Source organism: Leifsonia sp. ZF2019 (genome assembly GCF_019924635.1).
Taxonomy (GTDB): domain Bacteria; phylum Actinomycetota; class Actinomycetes; order Actinomycetales; family Microbacteriaceae; genus Leifsonia.
In genome coordinates this window covers 3133205-3153537 of record NZ_CP065037.1, presented here as the reverse complement: position 1 = coordinate 3153537, position 20333 = coordinate 3133205, and the positions used below count along the sequence as shown (strand labels likewise).

Here is a 20333-nt window from a genome sequence, read left to right as displayed (position 1 = left end):
CCGTGACGGAAGTGACCGGGACCGACCCCGAGGAGGAGCCCAATGAGCTCCACTACATCCTCAAGGCGCGCATCGAGCTGGCGAGGATTCGACACACCTCGGCACGCGCGCTCTGTGGAGAGACCCTCGACGATGTCGACCCGGGCTCCGCCGACGGCGGGGACGGCAAGGCGCGGAAGCTCTGCGTGTCTTGCGAGTGGATTTACGAGCATCTCCCGGAGGAGTAGACGGTGTGGCTCGAATTACGACCCGCTGGTTGGTCCGAGGTGGCTTCAAGGCTCTCGGAGTCACCGCACACGAGGGGCTCGTGCTCATCGCGCTCATTGATCGAGCCGACAAGCACACGGGGATCGCGTGGCCGTCGCAGCTGCTACTTGTCCGAGATCTCGGCATCGCCCGATCGACGATCCAAGGGGCGCTCGCGCGTCTCCTCGCGGTCGGGGCCATCGTCGAGCACGAGCCGGGTAGGCCCGGTCGCTCGACCCGGTATCGGGTGTGCGACATCCCCGAGCAACCTGCCCGGGAGCCGGGCAGGTTCGTTGCTTGAAACCTGCCCGTTTCACGGGGCAGGTTGGGAGGAGCCAACCTGCCCGCCAGCCGGTCACGAAGTTAAAAGCACCTCACGTTTGCCGCTCTTCCGTGGCTATGCGCGCCCTCCCGGGCGCTGGCCGCTCGCTCCGCTCGCTGAGAGTGATCATCCTCGACGGTCAAGGGCAGCCGGCCGGCAGCGAGGCTGGCAGTTCTCGAGGCGGTTGGGCGTTCGGACCTCGCTTTGGGTGGGTGGTTGCTATTGCGCCGCCTCCCGGCGCCGCTGGCCCTGGAGTGGGAGTGGACGAGATGGAGGCTCGGTCTCCTGGGTGACGCAACCACGGATGGAGTGGAGACACCCGAGGCGACTCCAGTACACGCGCGAGGAGCGCCGGCATGGGGGATGACTTGGCCGAGGAGAACGCCCAGTTGCGTGCCGAGGTGCAGAAGTGGCGTGACCTGGCCCGGAAGCACGAACGTGAGTGGAAGCTCTTCCGCCGCGTGCTGAACCGGGTCGCTGACGACCTCGACGCTTCGCTCGAGTCGATCGACAAGACCTTGGGTGGCGGAGAGCCCGCACCCGGGAAGGAATCAGAATGACCACAACTACAGAAACGACGCCCCCGATCTTCGGGGGCACCTACGCAGGCCTCGCCGACCACCCATTGGTCGCGCCCCTTCTACCCACTTTCGATGGGTATGACGCGCTGGTGGCGGAGATGCAGCGCATCGAGGAATCGGCTCAGCTCAGCTCGCCCGCCACGTCCGAGGTGGGCGGCTACTACTCCGACCAGGGGGTCGAGATGGTGCTGGCCGGCGAGAGCGTCTTGGACGTCGCTCGAAGGATTGTCGAGGCGGAGGATGAAGCACGGCTGCAGAAGCTCGTGGATGGGCTGATGAAGACGGCGTTGGAGCGGTCGCGGTCACGAGCGGGCGTGTGGTTGAACGAGCATCTTCCGGCGATCATCGAGGCGGTCGACGAACGGCTCCAGTCGGTCGTCGCCGAAGCCCGACAGTTGTGCGATGGACCGCTGCGTGGCGGCGCGACGGTCGACCAGATCGTGGTGCGTCCGGAGCTCCTCCAGCCGTTCACTCGGCTTACCGAGCTGTCCCGCACCTTCGCAGAGATCGAGAGTCTCGTGCGGTCCAGCTTCGTCGGTCAGCACCAGCTGGCAGAGACCGGACCGTCCCTGCCGAAACCGTGGATGCTGTCGCACATCATCCGCGGGTATGAGGCCGCGTGGCCGAAGTTCTGGCTGTCGGTGTCCCTCACGATCCAGGATCGTTCGGGTAACACCTTCGGCACGCTGGAAGGTCAGCACAATCCCTTGGCACCGATCGAGGACCGACCGCTCGAGCTCCTGCGTTGGATCGCTGACCATCACGTCGAGGTCTGGATACCCCTCAACCAGAGCCAGCTCCGCGACCATCGCAAGAGCATCGACGACCTGTGGGAGCAGCGCCGAGACGAGGCGGTCGTGCAGGGACTCACCCAGAGAGGACGCAGCCGTGGCTGACTCTCCGAACGCGAACGAACTCCGCGCCCAGATCCTGAAGCGCAACCGACAGCAGAAGGAACGTCTCAACCGTCCAGCCCCTGCGGACTGGCGCGAGGAGCGACAGCGGCTCCGGGAAGCGATCGAGGACCGGCATCTCCGCATGTCGGCCGCCGCCCTCACTGACCCCAACGAGGAAGAGGAGGTGAACAACGATGGTGAGCAAGAAGAGCAATAGCATCTCGGGCAATCAGGCCCGGGCGAAGAAGACCATTCAGAAGCCCTGGACTGGAACAGATCCCGGCGCGAACGACAAGACTCCGGAGGAGATCCAGACGAACGTCGACCGCACTCGATACGACCAGGCATTCGGTGCTGGTGCGTACGACCGCATGAAGGGACAGAGCTGATGACCGGCACCATTGCGCAGCTCCGAGCTGCCGCAGTCGCCAGGCTCCAGCCCATCAACGCAGAGCGCGGAGACACGCCGCAGGACGTGGCCCGGCGCCAGCAAGCACGCGCCGACGCCCTCCGCGCCGAGGCCATCGCTTCACCGCCGGCCCCACCATCAGGCACCCACACCTACAGGCCAGGGACGGACCCAGTTGCCGACGCGCTCAGCAGGAGCCACCGATGATGGGCAGACACGAAGCCCAGCGCCTCATCCACGAAGAGGAAGAGCGAGCAGCACGAATCACCGAAGCACGCCAGGTCCTGGCAGCACCACCAAGTGCCCGTGACTCCCTCGACCCTCAGTTCGCCACCGATGAAGAACTCGCCGCCGCGCGAGCGTTCCACGGCATCACCAGCGAATGACCACCCGATGGGGGTGGGGGAACCTCCCCCGCCCCCATCACCTCCTGGACCGCTTAGCGTTCTGCTGCTCGCGGTGCGCACAAGTCTCAGGGTTTTTTCACAGCGGGCGTGATGCCCTTCGATCCCAGTGTTTCCGCGGATCTGGTGCTCCAGGTTCGCGTTATTGGAGGCGATTTGATGGACGCCAGTCAGGAGCGCTCGTGCTCGGTCGACGGATGCCGGGGCGAGCTTGACGGCCGCCACGGCGCGCTCTGTGGCCGCCACCGCTACCTGCGTGACCGGTACGGCTCGGTGGACGCCGATCCCCGTGCTGAGCGAGATTGCGTAGGCTGCTCGTGGTCGTTCGAGCCCTCGCGGGCCGGCCAGGTCTACTGCTCGGACGAGTGTCGGCGGGAGGCGTGGGCGGAGCGTCGCCGCGCCGGTGCCGCAGGCTCCCAATCGGCCGCAACTGCGAGAGAATAGAAGCAATCAGTTGCGTTCCCCGAAAGCGCGAACTGTCCTCCTGGTGGGGGTCTCGAAGGGCGAGATCCACCCCCACCGTGATCGAAGGAAGTTCGCGTGGCGAAGTGCCCTGGTGGCAATAGCGTTGGTCGCGTTTCGATCCGAGTCGTCCCGGACGCGGTGGCGCGTGTGGATTCGCGATTGGACGAGGATCTAGTGGCGGACCTGGCCACGCTCGAGCTTCCGCGCGCTTGCGGCCGGCCCGACTGGATCGAGCGGCTGGCGCAGCACAAGGCCTTCACCGAGCTCGACAACGAGACGGAAGACTGACGATGGACGACGAGACGGGCCGTGATGTCAGCTGGACGGACGAGTCCGGTCGGACGCACGTGCATCGCATCACACGGCCGACTCCGCACGAGGAGTACGAGCGCAGGATGGTGACGGCGCTGCACTATCCGGTGGAGCTGGTCAGGTCGGCGGATGCGGTGCTCGCAGAGCTGTTGCCGGTGGCGGGCAAGCCGAAGCGGGCGCTGCAGCTCCTGACGGATCGTCTGCAGCGAGCGGAGGTGCCTGACGCGCTCGAGTTGGCGGTGGCCCTGGTGGCGTTGCAGCGGCTCGCGCACCGGTACGTGAACGAGGTAGGGCAGTGAACAACTGGAGCGGGCCGCTGTTGAAGTGGGACCAGAAGCGGCAGGTGTATTTCGAGCGGCTCGCGAAAGCGGGCGAGAAGGCCGCGAAGGACGGCCGGGCGGTCAAGCGGAAGGGCATATCGATCGCCCGTGGCATCAAGATCCCCGGGCTCGGGTTCTTCGGCCCGCTCGGCGCGCTCCTGTTGCTTCTGACACTGCTGGAAAGCATGTCGGACGACTGAGTATCAAAGGTCGCCGTCGATACGGACGACGACCGTGAATCTGAAAGGTAGGAACTGACCATGGTTGATCTCTTTGGACCGGTGAACGCAGTTGGCGGTTCACCCACTTATGACGGGCGCGCGGAGCGGCAGCTGCGGGGCGTGCATCAGGCCATGGGGGCGGCGTCGCGGCCGCTCGGAGTGCGTACAGGTGTGCGACCGGGCACCCCGAGCTCCACCGTCACGGCATCGTCGACGACGTGGACGTGCCAGCCCTTCGCGGGCATGGCTGATGTCGAGGCTGCTGCGGAGGCCGGAGGGTACGAGTTCGCGTTCAGCGCGGCCGCCACGGGTGCCATGACCCCGGCGGACGGATCGAGTGCGCGAACGGACATCCTCTACGTGCAGATCGACGACCCGGCTGAGGGCGACAGTTCGACCACGCCCGCGGTCACCAGGAAGTACCTCGCGGGTGTGGCCGGTTCCGGGGTCGCTCCGACTCCGCCGGTCGCGCGCGCGTTCGTGATCGCCCAGATCAACGTACCGAAGTCCGGCAGCGGTGCGCCGAGCGTCACGTGGGTTGCCCCGTACACGGCCGCCGCCGGCGGGGTGGTGCCCTTCAACAACGCGACGGAGATGAACAACTGGACGCCGCCCCTTCTGGGGCAGCTGGCGCAGATCGGCCTCGACTTCTACAAGTACGTCGGCACTGGCTGGCAGGTCGCATTCCCGTTCGCGGAGGCGGCCGGATTCACGGACGCGCTCGCCACCACCGGAGTTGCACCACAGGCTACCGCGAATGTAACGGTCACCTTCCCCACCAATCGGTTCACTCAAGCTCCCATCCCTGACGTCACGACGTCGAGCGGCCGGTTCACGGGTGTCGTCACGGCGGTATCCACAACGCAGATGACGATTCAGGTGCAGAACAACTCGGGGGCAGCCGGCTTGCCGGGGCGCATCTACTGGGGCGCCAAGCAGATGTTCGCAGGCTCGGCCGCAGGCTGACTCGACCGTCGAACCTCCGAGCACTGTGCGAGTGGCACCACCAACGGAAGTCCTCCTCGGAGGGAGGCACCGCATCTGCGGCTGCACGCCGAGCACGCCGCGACGAAGACGCACCGCTACACCCCGGTCTTATTGACCTGGCACCAGTCGATCACTCGGCGCCCTCCTGAGCCCGAGCCGCAGATACCCTGACGGTATGACGCAGACTTCACCCGAAGACGCGATACTCAACGACCCAGTACTCGTAGCCTTCGCAACTGGTCTCCTCACACGACTTCCGTCCTGGGTTCAGGAGGTGGAGACGCGCATAGGGACGCTCCGGCCGATGGAGGATAGCCGAGTACAGGGCGATGACAAGGTGAAGTGGATCGATCCGCCTTCGCAACAGATCACCCACCTGCTTCACAGCGCGCACGACCACCTCACGATGCTCGCTCAGTCCATCGAGACGACCGGGCCCCGTCCGCTCGCCGGGTTCTCCCTGATCCGAGTTGCGATTGAAGCCTCAGCGCTTGCCTCGTGGATCATGATCCCCGGAACGATCGACGCGAGGGTCCGCAAGTCCATTCGACTCACCTGGGACAACCGCCAACGGGTGGCTGTCTACACGAAAAGGTACGACACCCCCACGGATGCGATCACCGCAGAGCTGCGACGCATCCTCACGGAGATCACCCAGTCTCGGCCTGGCCTGAAGAGTCTCGACCTTGAAGCCCCGTTCGCCCACCTCACCGACATCATCTCCGCCGTCGACGACAAGATCCCTGGAAGCAAGCGCTCAAACCTCCGCGGTGTAGACGCATGGCGAGCATGTTCGGGGATCGCTCACTCCAACCCGAACTTCGCAGCCGGGGCGCTACAACGCACGGAGAACGAAGATCACGTCTTGGTGACGGTCAACGTCACGGCTCTCGGCATGATGCTCGAGCAAGCCACACGCCACCTCGGATATGCCCTCGACCTCGCCGAGGACTACATGCTCAACACCACCAAGAAGCGCTGAGCGTCACCGGACTGGGAGAGGTCGGCGCTATCTTGGTCGCATGAGCGACGACGATGACAGCGAACGATTCATCGATGTGGAGGGACTCGGCGTGCTCAGTCCCGCTGCCTTCATGCTGCACTCGCACTCGATCATCAATAGCTTCGAGGACGGCACTCCCGGGTTCATAAGCGACGACTACCTGAACGCCATCTCCGCCGAGACAACGATCTCGGCGGTCGAGCTCGAGACGGTGGGGCTCTGGGAGCGACGCGACGGTGGCTACCTCATCAAGGACGAGGAGACGATCAGCCACCTCATGGCCATGCGAGAGCGGGCCGATCGCCTCGAGTCAGAGTGCGAGCATCGGGGCCACCACCTCGCCAGCGAACGCGACAGCCGCGGATGGGTCTACTGCACCCACTGCCACGTTATCCTCGAGAGAACCGACGGCAAGCCCATCGCAGGACCAGACGGCAGCCGCATGCCCCGCTAACGAACGAACAACGCGACGACTGCCACCACCAAAGCGAGACCAGCCAACCACGTGTTCGTCACAGACAACCGATGGCTCGAACGCGCCAACGCTTCAGACGCCGCAATGGACCGCTCCTGCTCACGCCGATTCAACTCGTCCACGTAGTACTGCGTGCCCACCTGAGTGAACACAGCCAGCTCGTCGTGGGCGGCCACCAACTCATCATCACTCAACGCACGCAGCTGCTCAATCGAATAGCTCATGCGACGATCCTGCACCACCCCAGGGGGAACCCCTCGCCCACCCACCCCCTCCTTGACCGCTACGCGTTCGCGGTCCATGGTGCGGACTCTAGCCTGGCCATCATGGAATGGATGACGGCAACAAAAGTTGCGAACGAAACAGGGTTCGCCGTTCAAACGCTCGCCAACTGGCGGGTCCTCGGTAAGGGCCCCGCGTTCGTCCGGATCGGTCGCAGTGTGAGGTACTCTCGCGATGAGATCGACAGGTTCATGCGAGGGGACGATGACGAGGCTCACACAGGCGCAGAAGCGTGAACGGCAGCAGGCCTACAACCGGCGCAGCCAGGAGCGGAAGTCGCGTCGTAGAGCCCTCCAGGACGCCGCCATGCCACTCCTCGAAGAGTCGGCGCCGGCTGAACCGTACGCCCGCATCGTCTACCACCTCGCGCGTGGTGGGGATGCGGGCGCCCTTCGTTTGTGGGCGATCGTGACGGAGACGCTCGAGGTGTGCGGGGGCGAGGTCGACCTGCGCGCGGTCGACGTCATCGCTGCCGCACACGACTACTGAATCCGATGGGTTTGTGATGGATTTCGCGCACCAGAGCGAGCGGGACCCGCGGAAACTGTGGGCCCGGTGGGGCTCGAACCCACGACCCGCGGATTAAAAGTCCGATGCTCTGCCAACTGAGCTACAGGCCCGATCGCTGACTAATCTACCGTGGATCGTTCTCGGCTCGTACCAGGGGGAGAATGGGGCAATGGCTGAACGACACCACAAGCCGGTGACCTTCCCCGGTGGGATGTTCGAGGCGTTCCTGGGCGGGGAGGATCCGGCGCAGATCAGCCGGGTCGCCCACGAGACGGCGCGGGCGCTGCTCGCGCGGGTGCGCGAGAATCCGGATCCGGAGATCGTCGACCGGTTGGTCGCGTACACCGACGCGCACGGGATCGACGCGCTCGCCGAGCTCTGGTCGCGGTCGAACGCGAAGAGCCTGCCGGGGGCGCTGTGGCGAATCTACCTGCTGCGGCTGCTGATCCGGCAGGACGCGGACGGGACGGCCCTGCTCTACCAGCGCGGCACCGAGGTGCTCACCTCGATCGACCCCGTGGTGGCGGGAGCGCCGACGCCGGCAGGCCCGGCGGAGATCACGGACCTCGCCGACCGCATCCTGCGCGGGCTGTTCGAGGGCGACTTCGCCGGCGCGCTCGACCGTGCCGCCGCGTTCTGCCGGGTGGTCGCTGCCGGAGCCGCGGCGGTCGCGGACGACCGGGATGTCGTCCTCGACACGGAACGCGCCGCCGAGCTCACCACGCGCGCCCTCCGCTTCACGACGACGGCGGAGGAGCTCACGGCGTGCGCGCGCCTCTGGCGGTCGGACTCCCTCGACTGACGCGCGCGGGATCGGGCTCTCAGCGGATTCCCCGTTCTCGGGCGGCGAACGGCACGCCGTCGACGTCCGGCGGGGGATGTGTACTATTGATGGAGCCGGGCCGCAGTAACCCCGGGCTCCAAAACTTGCCGCTCCGAGCGGCCTCGCGCCGAGAGGCGTTCTGCGGCCCGGTTTTTTTGTGCCTCGATGAAGCGTGATGCCCCGACCGGCAGCGACAGAGCGGAGACGACGTGGACGACGCCGTAGCCTCGGACCTCGATGCGCTCGTTGTCCGGACCGCGACGGGCGATCAGCAGGCGTTCTCCGCCTTCTACGATCAGACCGCTCCACGCGTACTCGGCCTCATCCGCCGCGTCCTGATCGACGCCGCACAGTCGGAGGAGGTCGCCCAGGAGGTGTTCCTCGAGGCGTGGCAATCCGCTTCGCGTTTCGATCCGAACAAAGGTCGAGCGATGACGTGGATCATGACCATGGCCCATCGTCGAGCGATCGACCGGATCCGGGCGTCCCAGGCGTCCCGCGACCGCGACACCGCCGTGGGTATCCGCGACCTCCCCACGGCGTACGACCAGGTGGCAGAGACGGTCGAGATCCGAGTGGAGCACGAACGAGTGGAGGTGGCCTTGGCGACGCTGAGCGAAGCGCAACGCGCGGCGATCACACTCGCCTACTACGGGGGCCTCAGCCAGAGCGAGGTCGCCGCCGAGCTGGGGATCCCTCTCGGCACAGCGAAGACACGGCTACGGGATGCGATGATACGGCTGCGAGAGGAACTGGGGGTGACACGATGACCGACGAGACCCGCCGCACCCCCGCACGTCTCGGCACCGAACTGGGCGCCGAGAACGAGCAGGAGGCCCGCGACTTCGAAGACGTCGCGGCACAGCTCGGCCTCGCTGCCGAGCCCGTCACTCCGCGACCGGAATTGAAGACGGCGCTGTTCGCCGCCCTCCAGACGACGCCGCAGCTGCCCGCCGAGACGAACGATGCCACGGCTGCGCCGCAGGCGCCCGTCGCGCCCGTGTCCGTCGCACCTGCGCCCCCGTCCGTCGCACCTGCGCCCGTCGCCACCGCGTCTCCCGCAGCCGCTGCCCCCGCAATCCCCGGCCCCGCCGAGCGTGCCGCCCAGCGCCGCTGGTTCTCGCGGCCGATGGCCATCGCCGCCGCCGCAGCGGCCGCCGTCGTGCTGTTCGTCGGCGGAACGGTCGTCGGCGGCGTCCTCTCCGGCACCGACTCCACCCAGCAGCAGCAGGCCTCCGCCCTCGCGTCCATCAACGCGGCTCCCGACGCCCAGCGGGCGACGGCTGCGGTGACCGGGGGAGGGACGGCGACCCTGGTGTGGTCCGCGAAGCTCGGCACCTCCGCCCTCATCGCGAACGACCTGCCGAGCCTGCCGAAGGACAAGACCTACGAGCTCTGGTACATCCGCGACGGCGAGGCGACGCCGGCCGGCACCATGGACGCGGCCGCCGCGGGCTCGACGTGGAAGGTCCTGGCCGGGACGATGCGCGCCGGCGACACCGTCGGAGTCACGGTCGAGCCGAGCGGAGGCTCGCCGCGCCCCACCACCACCCCCATCGTCGCCATCCCCTCCTGACCGGGGCACCCGCCGAGTATGCAGAAAGTGCGCCGATTCGTTGTGAATCGGCGCACTTTCTGCGTACTCGCGGCCGTTGGGGCGCGCGAAGCTCAGCTCAACCGAACCGGCCGGAGACGTAGTCCTCGGTGGCCTGGACGGTGGGGTTCGAGAAGATCTGGTTGGTGTCGTTGTATTCGATGAGCTTGCCGGGCTTGCCGGTGCCCGCGATGTTGAAGAACGCGGTGCGGTCGGAGACGCGCGAGGCCTGCTGCATGTTGTGGGTCACGATCACGATCGTGTACTCGTTCTTGAGCTCCTCGATGAGGTCCTCGATGGCGAGCGTCGAGATCGGGTCGAGGGCCGAGCAGGGCTCGTCCATCAGGAGCACGTCGGGAGAGACCGCGATCGCGCGGGCGATGCAGAGACGCTGCTGCTGACCGCCCGAGAGGCCCGAGCCCGGGAGGTTGAGGCGGTCCTTGACCTCGTTCCACAGGTTCGCGCCCTGCAGTGACTTCTCCACCAGGTCGTCCGCCTCCGACTTCGACATACGTCGGTTGTTCAGCTTGACGCCGGCGAGCACGTTCTCGCGGATGCTCATGGTCGGGAACGGGTTCGGACGCTGGAACACCATGCCCACCTGGCGGCGGACCAGCACGGGATCGACGCCCGCGCCGTAGAGGTTGTTGCCGTCGATCAGCACGTCCCCTTCCACGTACGCGCCGGGGATGACCTCGTGCATGCGGTTGAGCGTGCGGAGGAAGGTCGACTTGCCGCAGCCGGACGGGCCGATGAAGGCCGTCACCGTGCGGGGCTCGATCGTGAGGGAGACATCCTCCACGGCGTGGAACTTGCCGTAGTAGACGTTGAGGTCGTTGACTTCGATGCGCTTGGACACGTGTGGATTCCTTGTCTCGGGTGACCGGATCAGCGGCCGTACTTGGGGGCGAAGACCTTGGCGATGATGCGGCCGACGAGGTTCAGCAGCATCACGATGATGATGAGGGCGAGGGCGCCCGTCCAGGCCCGGTCGATCGAGTCCTGCGCGTGCAGGCCCGCCGCCTGGGTGTACTGGGTGTAGACGAACACCGGAAGGGTCATCATCCGGTCGCTGAAGAGGTCGTAGTTCATGCTGGTCGTGAAGCCGGCGACGATCAGCAGCGGCGCCGTCTCGCCGATGACGCGGGCGATGGCGAGCATGACGCCCGTCACCAGCCCGGCGAGGGAGGTCGGCAGCACCACCTTGAGCACGGTGAGCCACTTCGGCACGCCCAGGGCGAGCGAGGCCTCGCGCAGCTCGTTCGGCACGATCCGCAGGATCTCCTCGCTCGAGCGGACGACCACGGGGATCATCAGCACCGAGAGGGCGATCGACCCCATGAAGCCGTTGCGCACAGCCGGACCGAAGATCAGCGCGAAGAGGGCGTACGCGAACAGGCCGGCCACGATCGACGGGATGCCGGTCATCACGTCGACGAAGAAGGTGATCCCGCGGGCGAGCATCCCCCGGCCGTACTCGACCAGGTAGATCGAGGTGAGGAGGCCGATGGGCACCGAGATGAGCGCGGCCATCGCCGTGATGAGCAGCGTGCCGACGATCGCGTGCAGTGCGCCGCCCCCGGCGCCGATGACGTTGCGCATCGACTCCGAGAAGAACTGGATGTCGAACCGGGCGAGCCCCTGCGCGATCACGGTCCAGCCGAGCGAGATCAGGGGGAGCAGCGCGATGATGAAGGCCGTGGCCACGAGCGAGGTGACCAGGCGGTCCTTCGCCTTGCGGTTGCCTTCGACCAAGAGCGACGTGAGGTAGATCGCGACGTCGAACAGCACCGTGCCGAAGAAGATGGCGCCGACGATGTTGAAGTCCTTCGCCGCGCCGCTCGCGGCGAGGATGGCGAAGACGGCGATGAAGACGGCCCAGGAGCCGACGAGCATCGTCCAGGGGGCCCAGCCGGGCAGCTTGCCGGCCGTGTAGCTGTTGGCCAGCGGGCGGGGACCTGCGGCGGTGACGGTGGTGGCGGCCATCAGTTCGCTCCCGAGAAGGCCTTGCGGCGGTTGACGATGTAGCGGGCGAGCATGTTGATCAGAAGCGTCACGACGAAGAGGACCAGACCGGACGCGACGAGCGCGTTCACGCCGACGCCGGTGGCCTCGGGGAACTGCAGCGCGATGTTCGCGGCGATCGTGTTCGGGCTCTGCGCCTGCAGCACCGCGAACTTCACGACCAGGGCGGGCGAGAGCACCATCGCGATCGCGAGGGTCTCGCCGAGCGCGCGTCCCAGCCCGAGCATGATCGCCGAGATGATGCCGCTGCGGGCGAAGGGCAGGACGGCCATGCGGACCATCTCCCACTTGGTCGCGCCGAGAGCGAGGGCCGCCTCCTCGTGCAGGCGCGGGGTCTGCAGGAAGATCTCGCGGCAGATGGCGGTCATGATCGGGATGACCATGACGGCGAGCACCAGGGCGGCTGTGAGGATGGTGCGGCCCGTTCCGGAGACCGGCGGGGCGAAGAAGGGGATCCAGCCGAGGTTGTCGCCCAGCCAGGCGTAGAAGGGCTGGACGAAGGAGGCCAGCGTCGCGATGCCCCAGAGACCGAAGACGACAGACGGCACCGCGGCGAGCAAGTCGATGATGTAGCCCAGGGTCTGCGCGACGCGGCGGGGCGCGTAGTGCGAGATGAAGAGGGCGATGCCGATCGACAGCGGCGTGGCGATGAGCAGCGCGATCACGGCGGCCCAGATGGTGCCGAAGACGAGCGGCCAGACCCACGCCCAGAAGTTCGAGGCGTTGTTGGGGAGCTCGCCGGCGCCGGCGAAGAGGGCCGGGATGCTCTGGATGACGAGGAAGAGCGCCACAGCGGCGAGCGTGGCGAGGATGAGCGATCCCGCGACGATGGTGCTCGTGGAGAAGACGCGGTCGCCGAGGCGGACCTTTGCCTTGGGCCTGATTGCTCCTGCGGTTCCGGCGGTCATTCCTGGCTTTCTCTCATCGGGGGTCCCGCGGGGCTGCGGGTGAGGGAGACGTACCGCTCGACCCGGGCCGCGTGTGCGGCCCGGGCCGAGCGGCCGGTGTGTTACTTGATGGTCGCGACGGCCTTGCTCACCTTGGCGGCGAGGTCGGACGCGAGCGGGGCGGAGCCGGCCTGCTCGGCAGCGGCCTTCTGGGCGGCGTCGCTGACGATGTAGTCGACGTAGCCCTTGACGAGGTCCGCCTTGGCGGAGTCGCTGTACTGCTGGCACGCGATGATGTAGGAGACGAGCACGAGGGGCCAGTCGCCCTTCTTGTCGGCCTTGCGGTCGATCGCGATGGCCAGGTCGTTGGCCTCGCGGCCGTCGGCGATCGGGGAGGCGGCCACGACAGCGGCAGCACCGTCGGCGCTGAGCTTCGTGTAGGTGTCGCCGACCTTCAGCTGCGCGATGGAGAGACCGGCCGAGCCCGACTCGTCGATGTAGGTGATCGAGTTCTTGGCGTTCTTGGTGGCGTCCGCGACACCGGAGGTGCCCTTGGCGGCGTCACCGACCTGGAAGGGGAACGTCTGCGACGCCGGAGCGGTCCAGACGTCGGCCGCGTTCGCCGCGAGGTACTCGGTGAAGTTCTGCGTGGTGCCCGAGTCGTCGGAGCGGTGCACGACGGTGATCGGAGCGGACGGGAGCGAGGCGCCCGAGTTCTGGTCCTTGATCTTCGCGTCGTCCCAGGTGGTGATCTTGCCCGAGAAGATGCCGGCGATGGTGTCGGCGTCCAGCTTGAGGTCCTTCACGCCGTCGACGTTGTACGCGATCGCGATCGGAGAGATGTAGACGGGGAGGTCGATGCCCTTGGTGCCCGCGGCGCAGCCGGCGAAGGTGCCGGAGAGCTCCTCGGCCTTCAGCGCGGCGTCGGAGCCGGCGAAGTCGGCGGCGCCCGAGATGAAGGACTTGCGGCCCGCGCCGGAGCCCTGCGGGTCGTAGTTGACGGTGACCTTGGGGTTGGCCTGCTGGAAGCCGGCGGCCCAGACGGTCTGAGCAGCGCCCTGGGCGGACGAACCGATGCCGTTCAGCGTGCCGGAGAGGTTCGACGGAGCGGCCGACGTGGTCGACGGGGTGCTGCCCTCGTTCGACGCGCACGCGGTCAGAGAGATGGCGGCAGCGGCCAGGACGGCCAGAGGAGCGCCAAGACGCTTCAGTTTCACAGTTGTCCCTTCCGGGGATCAGTAACAACAGGACGGGGCCGGTGCGACCCGCGTGAGACGCTAACGCCGGTGTCTGACCAGCGTCCCCCGCAGTGGTAAACGGAAGGTGAACGAGGGGTGTTGTCTTGGGTCGTGCGCGCGACGGTCAGGCGAGGAGTCCGCGGATGTCGTCCGCGGTCAGGGCCGCGTCGAAACCGGCCCCGCCGTCGAGCACCGCGTCGAACAGCCGTGCCTTCTCGGCTTTGAGCGCCATCACCTTCTCCTCGATAGTGCCGGCGGAGACGAGCCGGTAGACCATCACCGGCGCGGTCTGGCCGATGCGGTGGGCGCGGTCGACGGCCTGCTGCTCGACCGCGGGGTTCCACCACGGATCGAGGAGGAAGACGTAGTCGGCCTCGGTCAGGTTGAGGCCGACGCCTCCCGCGCGGAGGCTGATGAGGAAGACGGGGACGGATCCGGTGCGGAAGCCGTCGATGACCTCGGCTCGCCGGCGCGTCGTCCCGTCGAGCATCGCGTGGGGGATGCCGGCGGCGGTCAGCCGGGCGGCCGCTTTGGCGAGGTAGCCGGTGAACTGGCTGAAGACCAGGGCGCGATGCCCCTCGGCGATCACGTCGGCGAGCTGCTCCAGCAACGCGTCCAGTTTGCTCGACGGGATGCCGTCGAACTCGCCGTGCGGGTCGTCGGAGGTGTCGATCAGCGCGGCGTCGAGGCTGAGCCGCCGCAGCAGGGTCAGTGACCGGAGCACGTTGAACCGTTGGCGGTCGAGGTCGTCGACCAGGGCCAGGACCTTCTGACGCTCGCGCTGCAGATAGGCGTCGTACACGCGCCGGTGGCTGGGCGAGAGCTCGACGGTCAGGACCTGATCCTGGCGCGGGGGCAGCTCGGGGGCGACCTGCTCCTTCGTCCGGCGGAGGAGCAGCGGGCGGATGCGGCGGCGCAACGTCTCGAGCCGGACGCCCGCGACATCCTCCCCGGCGGCGATCGGCCGTGCGAAGTGCTGCGTGAACCGGTGGGCGGGCGGCAGCAGCCCCGGAGCGACGATCGCGAAGAGCGCCCACAGTTCCAGGAGATCGTTCTCGAGCGGAGTGCCGGTGATGGCCAGCTTGAAGGGTGCGGGGAAGTCGCGCGCGCGGCGGTGCACCTGCGACTGCCTGTTCTTGACGACCTGTGCCTCGTCGAGCACCAGGCCCGCCCAGTCCAGCGTCGCGAAGTGGTCGGCGTCGAGGCGGAAGAGGGCGTAGGAGGTGACGACGAGGTCGGCGCCGGCGACGGCGTCCCGCAAGCGGGCCGCGCTCCGGACCCCCGCGTCGAGCACCACGACCGTCAGCCCGGGGGTGAACCGCGCGGCTTCGGCGGCCCAGTTCGACACCACGGAGGCGGGCGCCACCACGAGGAAGGGAAGAGCGGAGTCGGAGTCGTCGCGGGCCGCCTTCGCGTCAGCGATGAGGCTCAACGTCTGCACGGTCTTGCCCAGGCCCATGTCGTCGGCGAGCACGCCGCCCAGGCCGTGCCGCCAGAGGAAGTGCAGCCAGCGGCGGCCGTGCTCCTGGTACGGCCGCAGCGTGGCAGTGGTGGAGGCCGCGTGCGGCGGCGCGTCGCCCATCGGGTCGCCGCCGCGGGTCAGGGCGAGCAGGCCGCCGACGGTCTCGCGCCAGGCATCGTCCAGCTCGGTGTGGTCCGCGAGTTCGTCGAGCTCGTCCCAGACCGCGGCCTGGTAACGGTTGAGCCGCAGGACGCCGGCCTCCCATTCGGGGAAGGTCGAGGCGTCCTGGATGATCTCGCGCAGCCGGTCGAACACCGGCTGGTCGAGGGGCAGGTAGGTGCGATCGATGAGCAGCAGCTTCTTCGCCCCGCGCGTCAGGGCGGCGAAGAGCGGGGTGAACGGGATGTCGCGGCCGTCGACGCGCACGAGGACGCCCAGGTCGAACCAGTCGGATCCGTCGCCGGGCACGGCGGTGATCGTCAGCTCCGGGGTGTCGGTGATCGCCCGGAAGGCCGGGCGCGTGCCCACCTCTCGGATGCGGAGATCGCCGCGGCCCGCCAGCAGGGGGAGCGTCTCCACCACGAACTCCAGCGCGTCCACGCCGCGGAGCACGGTGGGCACGCCGGCGACGAGACCGCCCGGGAGCGGGTCTCGGCCGAGCAGTGCCAGGCGTTGCGCCTCGGCGTCCTGGTCGCTGAACTCGCCCGGTTTCGGCTCGAGGTCCGTCGCGCGTCGCGTGCGGGTCGGGCCGACCTGGTAGAGCCACTCCCAGTGCAGCTCGACGGAGGCGCTCGGCCGGTGCTCGACCACGAGGGACAGCACGGGCGGTGCGATCCGCGGGAAATCCACGCTCTCGTCGCCGCTCACGACGGAGATCGCCTGCCTCAGCGAGGGGTAGGCCTCGTGGAGGAACTCGCGGACATCGGCGGCGGGCACGGGAGGGAGTGGATGCTCCAGGACCGACCGCTGTTCGGGCGTCAGCGGCGTGGCGGTCGGGGCGAGCAGGATCCGGGGCGCCGGCGACCAGTGCACCGTGTACAGGCCGTGGTCGCCGATGCGGCCGACCGACTCCGGAGGGCGGCGCTCGCCGTCGAAGAGCACGACGGTCTCCAGCGTCAACCCGTCGGAGTCCGTGCGGGCGTCGAGCAGCACCTCGGCCGCTCGGCCGAGGTGCACGGTCCCGGCCGCCGTGCCGGTGACGAGCTCGATACCGGCGGCACCCGCCCCGGCGAGCAGTTCCCACAGCAGGGGGCTCTCGTAGTCGTCGAGGATGATGCGGTCGGGGTCGTCGCCGAGCACGACGGGGGTCGAGCGCTGCAGCGCCGACACCTGGTGGAACCACCGGATCTGCGCGCGCGAGAGCGACAGCCGGTGCACGTGGTGCTGGACGGTGCTCCAACTGATCCCGGAGGTCTTCCAGCGCCCGGACGGCCCGAGCACCGCGGGGCGCACGGCCAGCACGACGGGAGCGTCCGTGCCCGGCTCGGCGGGGATCGTGCGCGAGGTCGGGCGCTGCCAGCGATCGGTGGGGCGCCGGACCAGCTGCCGCGCCTCGAAGTGGAGTGCGGCTCTCGCGGTGCCCACGGCATCCTCCGTGACCGGGCGCGACAGGTGGGCGAGCGCCTCCCGCCAAGCCGGGCGCGGAGCAGGATCGGGGGAGGTCACCGCGTCACGCTCTCACGGACCTGCGACACCGAGAGGAGCGCCGTCACGCCACCGCGGGCGCGTAGGTCTCGATCGAGATGATCCCGGAGGCGGGGTTGGTCGCAGAGAGGTGCACGACCGAGAAGCCGCCGGTGTCGAGGTCGGCCGCGTCGGTGAGGTAGCCGCCCGGCATGGTCCCCGTCGCCAGCGCGATCTCGCGCAGGATCTCGGGCAGCACGGGACCGTGGCTGCAGAGCACGGCGGTCTTGCCGGCGCGTACGCGCTTGCCGATCACGCCGCGGACGTCGCCGCGGCCCTCCTCGTAGGCGTCCTGGCTGATGGCGTGGGTGCGCTGCGGCTGGATGCCGGTGGCGGCGGCGAGCGGCGCGACGGTGGCGACGCAGCGCACGGCGTCGCTCGTCACGATGCGCTTGGGGCGCCACGCGAGCAGGGTGGGGACGTCGCCGGCGGCCTGCTTCACGCCGCGGTCGGTGAGCGGCCGGGAGGCGTCGGAGCCGTCCCAGCCTCCGCGGGGCTCGGCTTTGCCGTGGCGCAGCGCGATCAGCGAGAACGTCGAGGTGATGCCCTGCTTGACGAAGCCCTCGAAGGCATCCAGGATCTCGACGTCACGCTCGTACGTCAGGTAGCCGCGGGCCTTCTTGACGGTCACCCACTCGACGGCCGCGATCTCGCCGTTCGGCACGAAGGTCGACTGCTCGATCGCGCGGGGGGAGACCTCCGCCGCCCAGTAGTGGACGATCTTCTCGCGGCCGCTGCTGAGCGGGTACGACGAGACGCCCAGCGGCAGGCCGAGGGCGACCTTCAGACCGGTCTCCTCATGGATCTCGCGCACCGCCGTCTGGGGGAGCGTCTCTCCGGGATCGACCTTGCCCTTGGGGATGGTGACGTCACCGTACTTGGTGCGGTGCACGACGAGCACGACGATCTTGTCGTCCACGACACGCCAGCAGAGGGCGCCCGCGGCGTAGATGGCCTGGCTCACCGCCTGGTTCCCGTGCGCTGGCTGCGGGGCCGGTGGCTGATCTGCTGCATGAGCTTGTTCTGCAGGTCGATGAGCGGTTTGCCTTCCGGGTCGAGGTGATGGCGGGTCCAGACACCGTCCTCCGCGAGCGACCAGGACGCGGTGCGGTCGTCGAACGCGAGGTCGAACAGCTCGTCGAGCTCGGCGAGGTGCTCCGGGGAGGTGAGTCGCACCAGGGCCTCGACGCGGCGGTCGAGGTTGCGGTGCATCATGTCGGCGCTGCCGATGTAGACCTGTGGGTCGCCGCCGTTGACGAACGAGAAGACGCGCGAGTGCTCCAGGTACCGGCCGAGCACCGAGCGCACACGGATGTTCTCGGAGAGCCCCTCGCGCCCGGGGACGAGCCCGCAGATGCCGCGCACCCACAGGTCGATCGGGACGCCCGCCTGGCTGGCGCGGTAGAGAGCGTCGATGATGGCCTCGTCGACGATGGAGTTGAGCTTGATGCGGATGCCGGACGGTTTGCCCGCGGCCGCGTTCGCCCGCTCGGTGTCGATGCGTTTGAGCAGCCCCTTGCGCAGGTGCAGCGGGGCGACCAGCAGGCGCTTGAACTTCTTCTCGATCGCGTAGCCCGAGAGCTCGTTGAAGAGGCGGGTCAGGTCTTTGCCGACCTGATCGTCGGCCGTCAGCAGTCCGAGATCCTCGTAGATGCGGGAGGTCTTCGGGTTGTAGTTGCCCGTCCCGATGTGGCTGTAGTGCTTGAGGACGCCCTTCTCCTCACGGATCACGAGCGCGAGCTTGCAGTGCGTCTTGAGCCCGACGAGGCCGTAGACGACGTGAACCCCCGCCTTCTCGAGCTTGCGGGCCCAGGAGATGTTGTTCTGCTCGTCGAAGCGGGCCTTGATCTCGACGAGTGCGAGCACCTGCTTGCCGGCCTCAGCGGCGTCGATGAGCGCCTCCACGATCGGGCTGTCGCCCGACGTGCGGTAGAGGGTCTGCTTGATGGCGAGCACGTGCGGGTCCGCCGCGGCCTGCTCCAGGAACGCCTGCACGCTGGTCGCGAACGACTCGTACGGGTGGTGCAGCAGGATGTCCTGCCGCGACACCGCGGCGAAGATGTTCGGCTTGGCGTTCGGCTCGCTCGGCATGAGCTGTGCCGCGGTGGTGGGCACGTGGTTCGGGTAGTGCAGGTCGGGCCGGTCGATGCGGGCCAGGTCGAAGAGGCCGCCGAGGTCGAGCGGCGCGGGGAGGCGGTAGACCTCCTGCTCGGTGACGTCGAGCTCGCGCACGAGCAGTCCGAGCGTCACGTCGTCCATGTCGTCCGTGACCTCGAGGCGGATCGGCGGCCCGAACCGCCGGCGCAGCAGTTCGCGCTCGAGCGCCTGGATGAGGTTCTCCGTCTCGTCCTCGTCGATCTCGACGTCCTCGTTGCGGGTGACCCGGAAGACGTGGTGGTCGAGGATCTCCATGCCGGGGAAGAGGTCGCCGAGGTGGTTGGCGATGAGGTCTTCGAGCGGGATGAAGCGCACCTCGCCGAGGCCCTCGCGCTGATCGATGCGTACGAAGCGCGGCAGCATCTGCGGCACCTTGAGGCGGGCGAACTGCTCCTTGCCCGTGCGCGAGTTGCGCACGCGCACCGAGAGGTTGAGCGAGAGGCCGGAGATGTAGGGGAACGGATGCGCCGGGTCCACGGCGAGCGGCATCAGCACGGGGAAGATCTGCTGCGAGAACACCTCCCTCATCTGCACCTTGTCGGCCTCGTCGAGCTGGTCCCAGGTGGCGACGGAGATGCCCGCCGCGTCGAGCGCGGGCTCCACGAGCTCGTTGTAGGCGCGCGCGTGCCGCTCCTGCAGTTCGTGCGCCTTCAGGGAGATGTCGGCCAGGACGTCCTGCGGCGCGCGGCCGACGTTGGTCGGCACCGCGAGACCGGTCGCGATCCGGCGCTTGAGGCCGGCGACGCGCACCATGAAGAACTCGTCGAGATTGCTCGCGAAGATCGCCAGGAAGTTGGCGCGCTCGAGCACCGGGAGCAGCGGGTCCTCCGCGAGTTCGAGCACGCGCTGGTTGAAGGCGAGCCAGCTGAGCTCTCGATCGAGGTAGCGGTCGCCCGGGAGGTCGGGGTCGGGTTCGTAGATGAACGGCGCGAAGTCGTCGTCGAAGTCGCTGCCCAGGCTTCCGGTCAGCCCGCTGTCGAGAAGGATGTCGTCCGCGTCCATCCCCCCATCTTGGCACTCGACCACGGAGA

25 protein-coding genes and 1 tRNA gene are annotated in these 20333 nt (G+C 68.1%); 17 read left to right on the top strand and 9 right to left on the bottom strand.

Annotation, left to right across the window (positions count from 1 at the left end):
• The first annotated feature begins 2 nt into the window (after positions 1–2).
• The 12 genes from IT072_RS15540 to IT072_RS15490 all read left to right on the top strand — a co-directional run bounded on the left by IT072_RS15540 (position 3) and on the right by IT072_RS15490 (position 6620).
• Positions 3–227: a hypothetical protein gene (locus IT072_RS15540; protein ID WP_223357757.1), complete on the top strand. Its 225-nt coding sequence runs from the start codon at positions 3–5 to the stop codon at positions 225–227.
• Positions 197–547 carry a helix-turn-helix domain-containing protein gene (locus IT072_RS21435; protein WP_442786770.1) on the top strand — a complete coding sequence of 117 codons (351 nt, stop codon included), beginning with the start codon at positions 197–199 and terminating at the stop codon, positions 545–547. Before IT072_RS15540 ends, IT072_RS21435 begins: the two co-directional genes overlap by 31 nt.
• A 377-nt stretch (positions 548–924) precedes the next feature.
• Positions 925–1128: a hypothetical protein gene (locus IT072_RS15535; RefSeq protein ID WP_223357756.1), complete on the top strand. Its 204-nt coding sequence runs from the start codon at positions 925–927 to the stop codon at positions 1126–1128.
• The gene (locus tag IT072_RS15530) at positions 1125–2045 is read left to right on the top strand and encodes a hypothetical protein (RefSeq protein WP_223357755.1); all 921 of its coding nucleotides are present in this window, start codon (positions 1125–1127) and stop codon (positions 2043–2045) included. Before IT072_RS15535 ends, IT072_RS15530 begins: the two co-directional genes overlap by 4 nt.
• On the top strand, positions 2038–2262 hold the full coding sequence (locus tag IT072_RS15525; protein ID WP_223357754.1) for a hypothetical protein: 225 nt from the start codon (positions 2038–2040) through the stop codon (positions 2260–2262). Before IT072_RS15530 ends, IT072_RS15525 begins: the two co-directional genes overlap by 8 nt.
• Positions 2240–2434 (top strand): hypothetical protein, encoded by a 195-nt coding sequence (locus tag IT072_RS15520; protein WP_223357753.1) that lies wholly within the window; start codon positions 2240–2242, stop codon positions 2432–2434. Before IT072_RS15525 ends, IT072_RS15520 begins: the two co-directional genes overlap by 23 nt.
• A 223-nt stretch (positions 2435–2657) precedes the next feature.
• Positions 2658–2840: a hypothetical protein gene (locus IT072_RS15515; RefSeq protein ID WP_223357752.1), complete on the top strand. Its 183-nt coding sequence runs from the start codon at positions 2658–2660 to the stop codon at positions 2838–2840.
• 773 nt (positions 2841–3613) lie between these two features.
• A complete protein-coding gene (locus IT072_RS15510) occupies positions 3614–3934 on the top strand; it encodes a hypothetical protein (protein WP_223357751.1) in 321 nt (106 codons plus the stop codon).
• The gene (locus IT072_RS15505) at positions 3931–4155 is read left to right on the top strand and encodes a hypothetical protein (protein ID WP_223357750.1); all 225 of its coding nucleotides are present in this window, start codon (positions 3931–3933) and stop codon (positions 4153–4155) included. The genes IT072_RS15510 and IT072_RS15505 overlap by 4 nt, the downstream gene beginning before the upstream one ends.
• 264 nt (positions 4156–4419) lie before the next feature.
• Entirely contained in the window at positions 4420–5142 is a 723-nt protein-coding gene (locus tag IT072_RS15500; RefSeq protein ID WP_223357749.1) for a hypothetical protein, read from the top strand.
• 196 nt (positions 5143–5338) lie between these two features.
• On the top strand, positions 5339–6145 hold the full coding sequence (locus tag IT072_RS15495) for a hypothetical protein (protein WP_223357748.1): 807 nt from the start codon (positions 5339–5341) through the stop codon (positions 6143–6145).
• Between the two features lie 40 nt (positions 6146–6185).
• On the top strand, positions 6186–6620 hold the full coding sequence (locus IT072_RS15490) for a hypothetical protein (RefSeq protein WP_223357747.1): 435 nt from the start codon (positions 6186–6188) through the stop codon (positions 6618–6620).
• Here the strand turns inward: IT072_RS15490 and IT072_RS15485 are convergent.
• A complete protein-coding gene (locus IT072_RS15485) occupies positions 6617–6943 on the bottom strand; it encodes a hypothetical protein (protein WP_223357746.1) in 327 nt (108 codons plus the stop codon). The two genes, IT072_RS15490 and IT072_RS15485, sit on opposite strands and share 4 nt — an antisense overlap.
• Before the next feature lie 24 nt (positions 6944–6967).
• On the opposite strand from IT072_RS15485, the gene IT072_RS21430 reads away from it, so the two are divergent.
• Positions 6968–7159 (top strand): helix-turn-helix transcriptional regulator, encoded by a 192-nt coding sequence (locus tag IT072_RS21430; RefSeq protein WP_223357745.1) that lies wholly within the window; start codon positions 6968–6970, stop codon positions 7157–7159.
• Complete coding sequence (locus IT072_RS15475; RefSeq protein WP_223357744.1) at positions 7128–7412, top strand: hypothetical protein; 285 nt, start codon at positions 7128–7130, stop codon at positions 7410–7412. The genes IT072_RS21430 and IT072_RS15475 overlap by 32 nt, the downstream gene beginning before the upstream one ends.
• A 58-nt stretch (positions 7413–7470) precedes the next feature.
• Here the strand turns inward: IT072_RS15475 and IT072_RS15470 are convergent.
• Positions 7471–7543 (bottom strand) — tRNA-Lys (locus IT072_RS15470).
• A gap of 59 nt (positions 7544–7602) precedes the next feature.
• Between IT072_RS15470 and IT072_RS15465 the strand changes: the two genes are divergently transcribed.
• The 3 genes from IT072_RS15465 to IT072_RS15455 all read left to right on the top strand — a co-directional run bounded on the left by IT072_RS15465 (position 7603) and on the right by IT072_RS15455 (position 9832).
• A complete protein-coding gene (locus tag IT072_RS15465; protein WP_223357743.1) occupies positions 7603–8235 on the top strand; it encodes a DNA-directed RNA polymerase subunit beta in 633 nt (210 codons plus the stop codon).
• Between the two features lie 230 nt (positions 8236–8465).
• The gene (gene sigK / locus IT072_RS15460; RefSeq protein WP_223357742.1) at positions 8466–9026 is read left to right on the top strand and encodes an ECF RNA polymerase sigma factor SigK; all 561 of its coding nucleotides are present in this window, start codon (positions 8466–8468) and stop codon (positions 9024–9026) included.
• Entirely contained in the window at positions 9023–9832 is an 810-nt protein-coding gene (locus tag IT072_RS15455) for an anti-sigma factor (RefSeq protein ID WP_223357741.1), read from the top strand. Before sigK ends, IT072_RS15455 begins: the two co-directional genes overlap by 4 nt.
• A 97-nt stretch (positions 9833–9929) precedes the next feature.
• Here the strand turns inward: IT072_RS15455 and pstB are convergent, their stop codons facing one another.
• The 7 genes from pstB to IT072_RS15420 all read right to left on the bottom strand — a co-directional run bounded on the left by pstB (position 9930) and on the right by IT072_RS15420 (position 20304).
• Positions 9930–10709 carry a phosphate ABC transporter ATP-binding protein PstB gene (gene pstB, locus IT072_RS15450; RefSeq protein ID WP_223357740.1) on the bottom strand — a complete coding sequence of 260 codons (780 nt, stop codon included), beginning with the start codon at positions 10707–10709 and terminating at the stop codon, positions 9930–9932.
• 29 nt (positions 10710–10738) lie between these two features.
• Positions 10739–11836, bottom strand: a complete 1098-nt coding sequence (gene pstA, locus IT072_RS15445; RefSeq protein WP_223357739.1) for a phosphate ABC transporter permease PstA — start codon at positions 11834–11836, stop codon at positions 10739–10741.
• Complete coding sequence (pstC, locus tag IT072_RS15440) at positions 11836–12783, bottom strand: phosphate ABC transporter permease subunit PstC (protein ID WP_223357738.1); 948 nt, start codon at positions 12781–12783, stop codon at positions 11836–11838. The genes pstA and pstC overlap by 1 nt, the downstream gene beginning before the upstream one ends.
• Before the next feature lie 101 nt (positions 12784–12884).
• Positions 12885–13979, bottom strand: a complete 1095-nt coding sequence (gene pstS / locus IT072_RS15435; protein WP_223357737.1) for a phosphate ABC transporter substrate-binding protein PstS — start codon at positions 13977–13979, stop codon at positions 12885–12887.
• A 145-nt stretch (positions 13980–14124) separates the two neighbouring features.
• On the bottom strand, positions 14125–17127 hold the full coding sequence (locus tag IT072_RS15430; protein WP_223357736.1) for a DEAD/DEAH box helicase: 3003 nt from the start codon (positions 17125–17127) through the stop codon (positions 14125–14127).
• A 43-nt stretch (positions 17128–17170) separates the two neighbouring features.
• Positions 17171–18109: an NUDIX hydrolase gene (locus IT072_RS15425; protein ID WP_223357735.1), complete on the bottom strand. Its 939-nt coding sequence runs from the start codon at positions 18107–18109 to the stop codon at positions 17171–17173.
• Positions 18106–20304: an RNA degradosome polyphosphate kinase gene (locus IT072_RS15420; protein ID WP_223357734.1), complete on the bottom strand. Its 2199-nt coding sequence runs from the start codon at positions 20302–20304 to the stop codon at positions 18106–18108. Before IT072_RS15420 ends, IT072_RS15425 begins: the two co-directional genes overlap by 4 nt.
• Between the last annotated feature and the right edge of the window lie 29 nt (positions 20305–20333).

Excerpts from the sequence above, each read along its gene's own strand:
- IT072_RS15455 (WP_223357741.1), top strand. The coding sequence starts at position 9,023 with ATGACCGACGAGACCCGCCGCACCCCCGCACGTCTCGGCACCGAACTG.
- pstC (WP_223357738.1), bottom strand. The coding sequence starts at position 12,783 with ATGACCGCCGGAACCGCAGGAGCAATCAGGCCCAAGGCAAAGGTCCGC.
- IT072_RS15500 (WP_223357749.1), top strand. The coding sequence starts at position 4,420 with ATGGCTGATGTCGAGGCTGCTGCGGAGGCCGGAGGGTACGAGTTCGCG.
- IT072_RS15510 (WP_223357751.1), top strand. The coding sequence starts at position 3,614 with ATGGACGACGAGACGGGCCGTGATGTCAGCTGGACGGACGAGTCCGGT.
- IT072_RS15515 (WP_223357752.1), top strand. The coding sequence starts at position 2,658 with ATGATGGGCAGACACGAAGCCCAGCGCCTCATCCACGAAGAGGAAGAG.
- IT072_RS15535 (WP_223357756.1), top strand. The coding sequence starts at position 925 with ATGGGGGATGACTTGGCCGAGGAGAACGCCCAGTTGCGTGCCGAGGTG.
- IT072_RS15465 (WP_223357743.1), top strand. The coding sequence starts at position 7,603 with ATGGCTGAACGACACCACAAGCCGGTGACCTTCCCCGGTGGGATGTTC.
- IT072_RS15485 (WP_223357746.1), bottom strand. The coding sequence starts at position 6,943 with ATGGACCGCGAACGCGTAGCGGTCAAGGAGGGGGTGGGTGGGCGAGGG.
- IT072_RS15490 (WP_223357747.1), top strand. The coding sequence starts at position 6,186 with ATGAGCGACGACGATGACAGCGAACGATTCATCGATGTGGAGGGACTC.
- IT072_RS21430 (WP_223357745.1), top strand. The coding sequence starts at position 6,968 with ATGGAATGGATGACGGCAACAAAAGTTGCGAACGAAACAGGGTTCGCC.
- IT072_RS15520 (WP_223357753.1), top strand. The coding sequence starts at position 2,240 with ATGGTGAGCAAGAAGAGCAATAGCATCTCGGGCAATCAGGCCCGGGCG.
- IT072_RS15420 (WP_223357734.1), bottom strand. The coding sequence starts at position 20,304 with ATGGACGCGGACGACATCCTTCTCGACAGCGGGCTGACCGGAAGCCTG.
- IT072_RS15495 (WP_223357748.1), top strand. The coding sequence starts at position 5,339 with ATGACGCAGACTTCACCCGAAGACGCGATACTCAACGACCCAGTACTC.
- IT072_RS15475 (WP_223357744.1), top strand. The coding sequence starts at position 7,128 with ATGACGAGGCTCACACAGGCGCAGAAGCGTGAACGGCAGCAGGCCTAC.
- pstA (WP_223357739.1), bottom strand. The coding sequence starts at position 11,836 with ATGGCCGCCACCACCGTCACCGCCGCAGGTCCCCGCCCGCTGGCCAAC.
- IT072_RS15530 (WP_223357755.1), top strand. The coding sequence starts at position 1,125 with ATGACCACAACTACAGAAACGACGCCCCCGATCTTCGGGGGCACCTAC.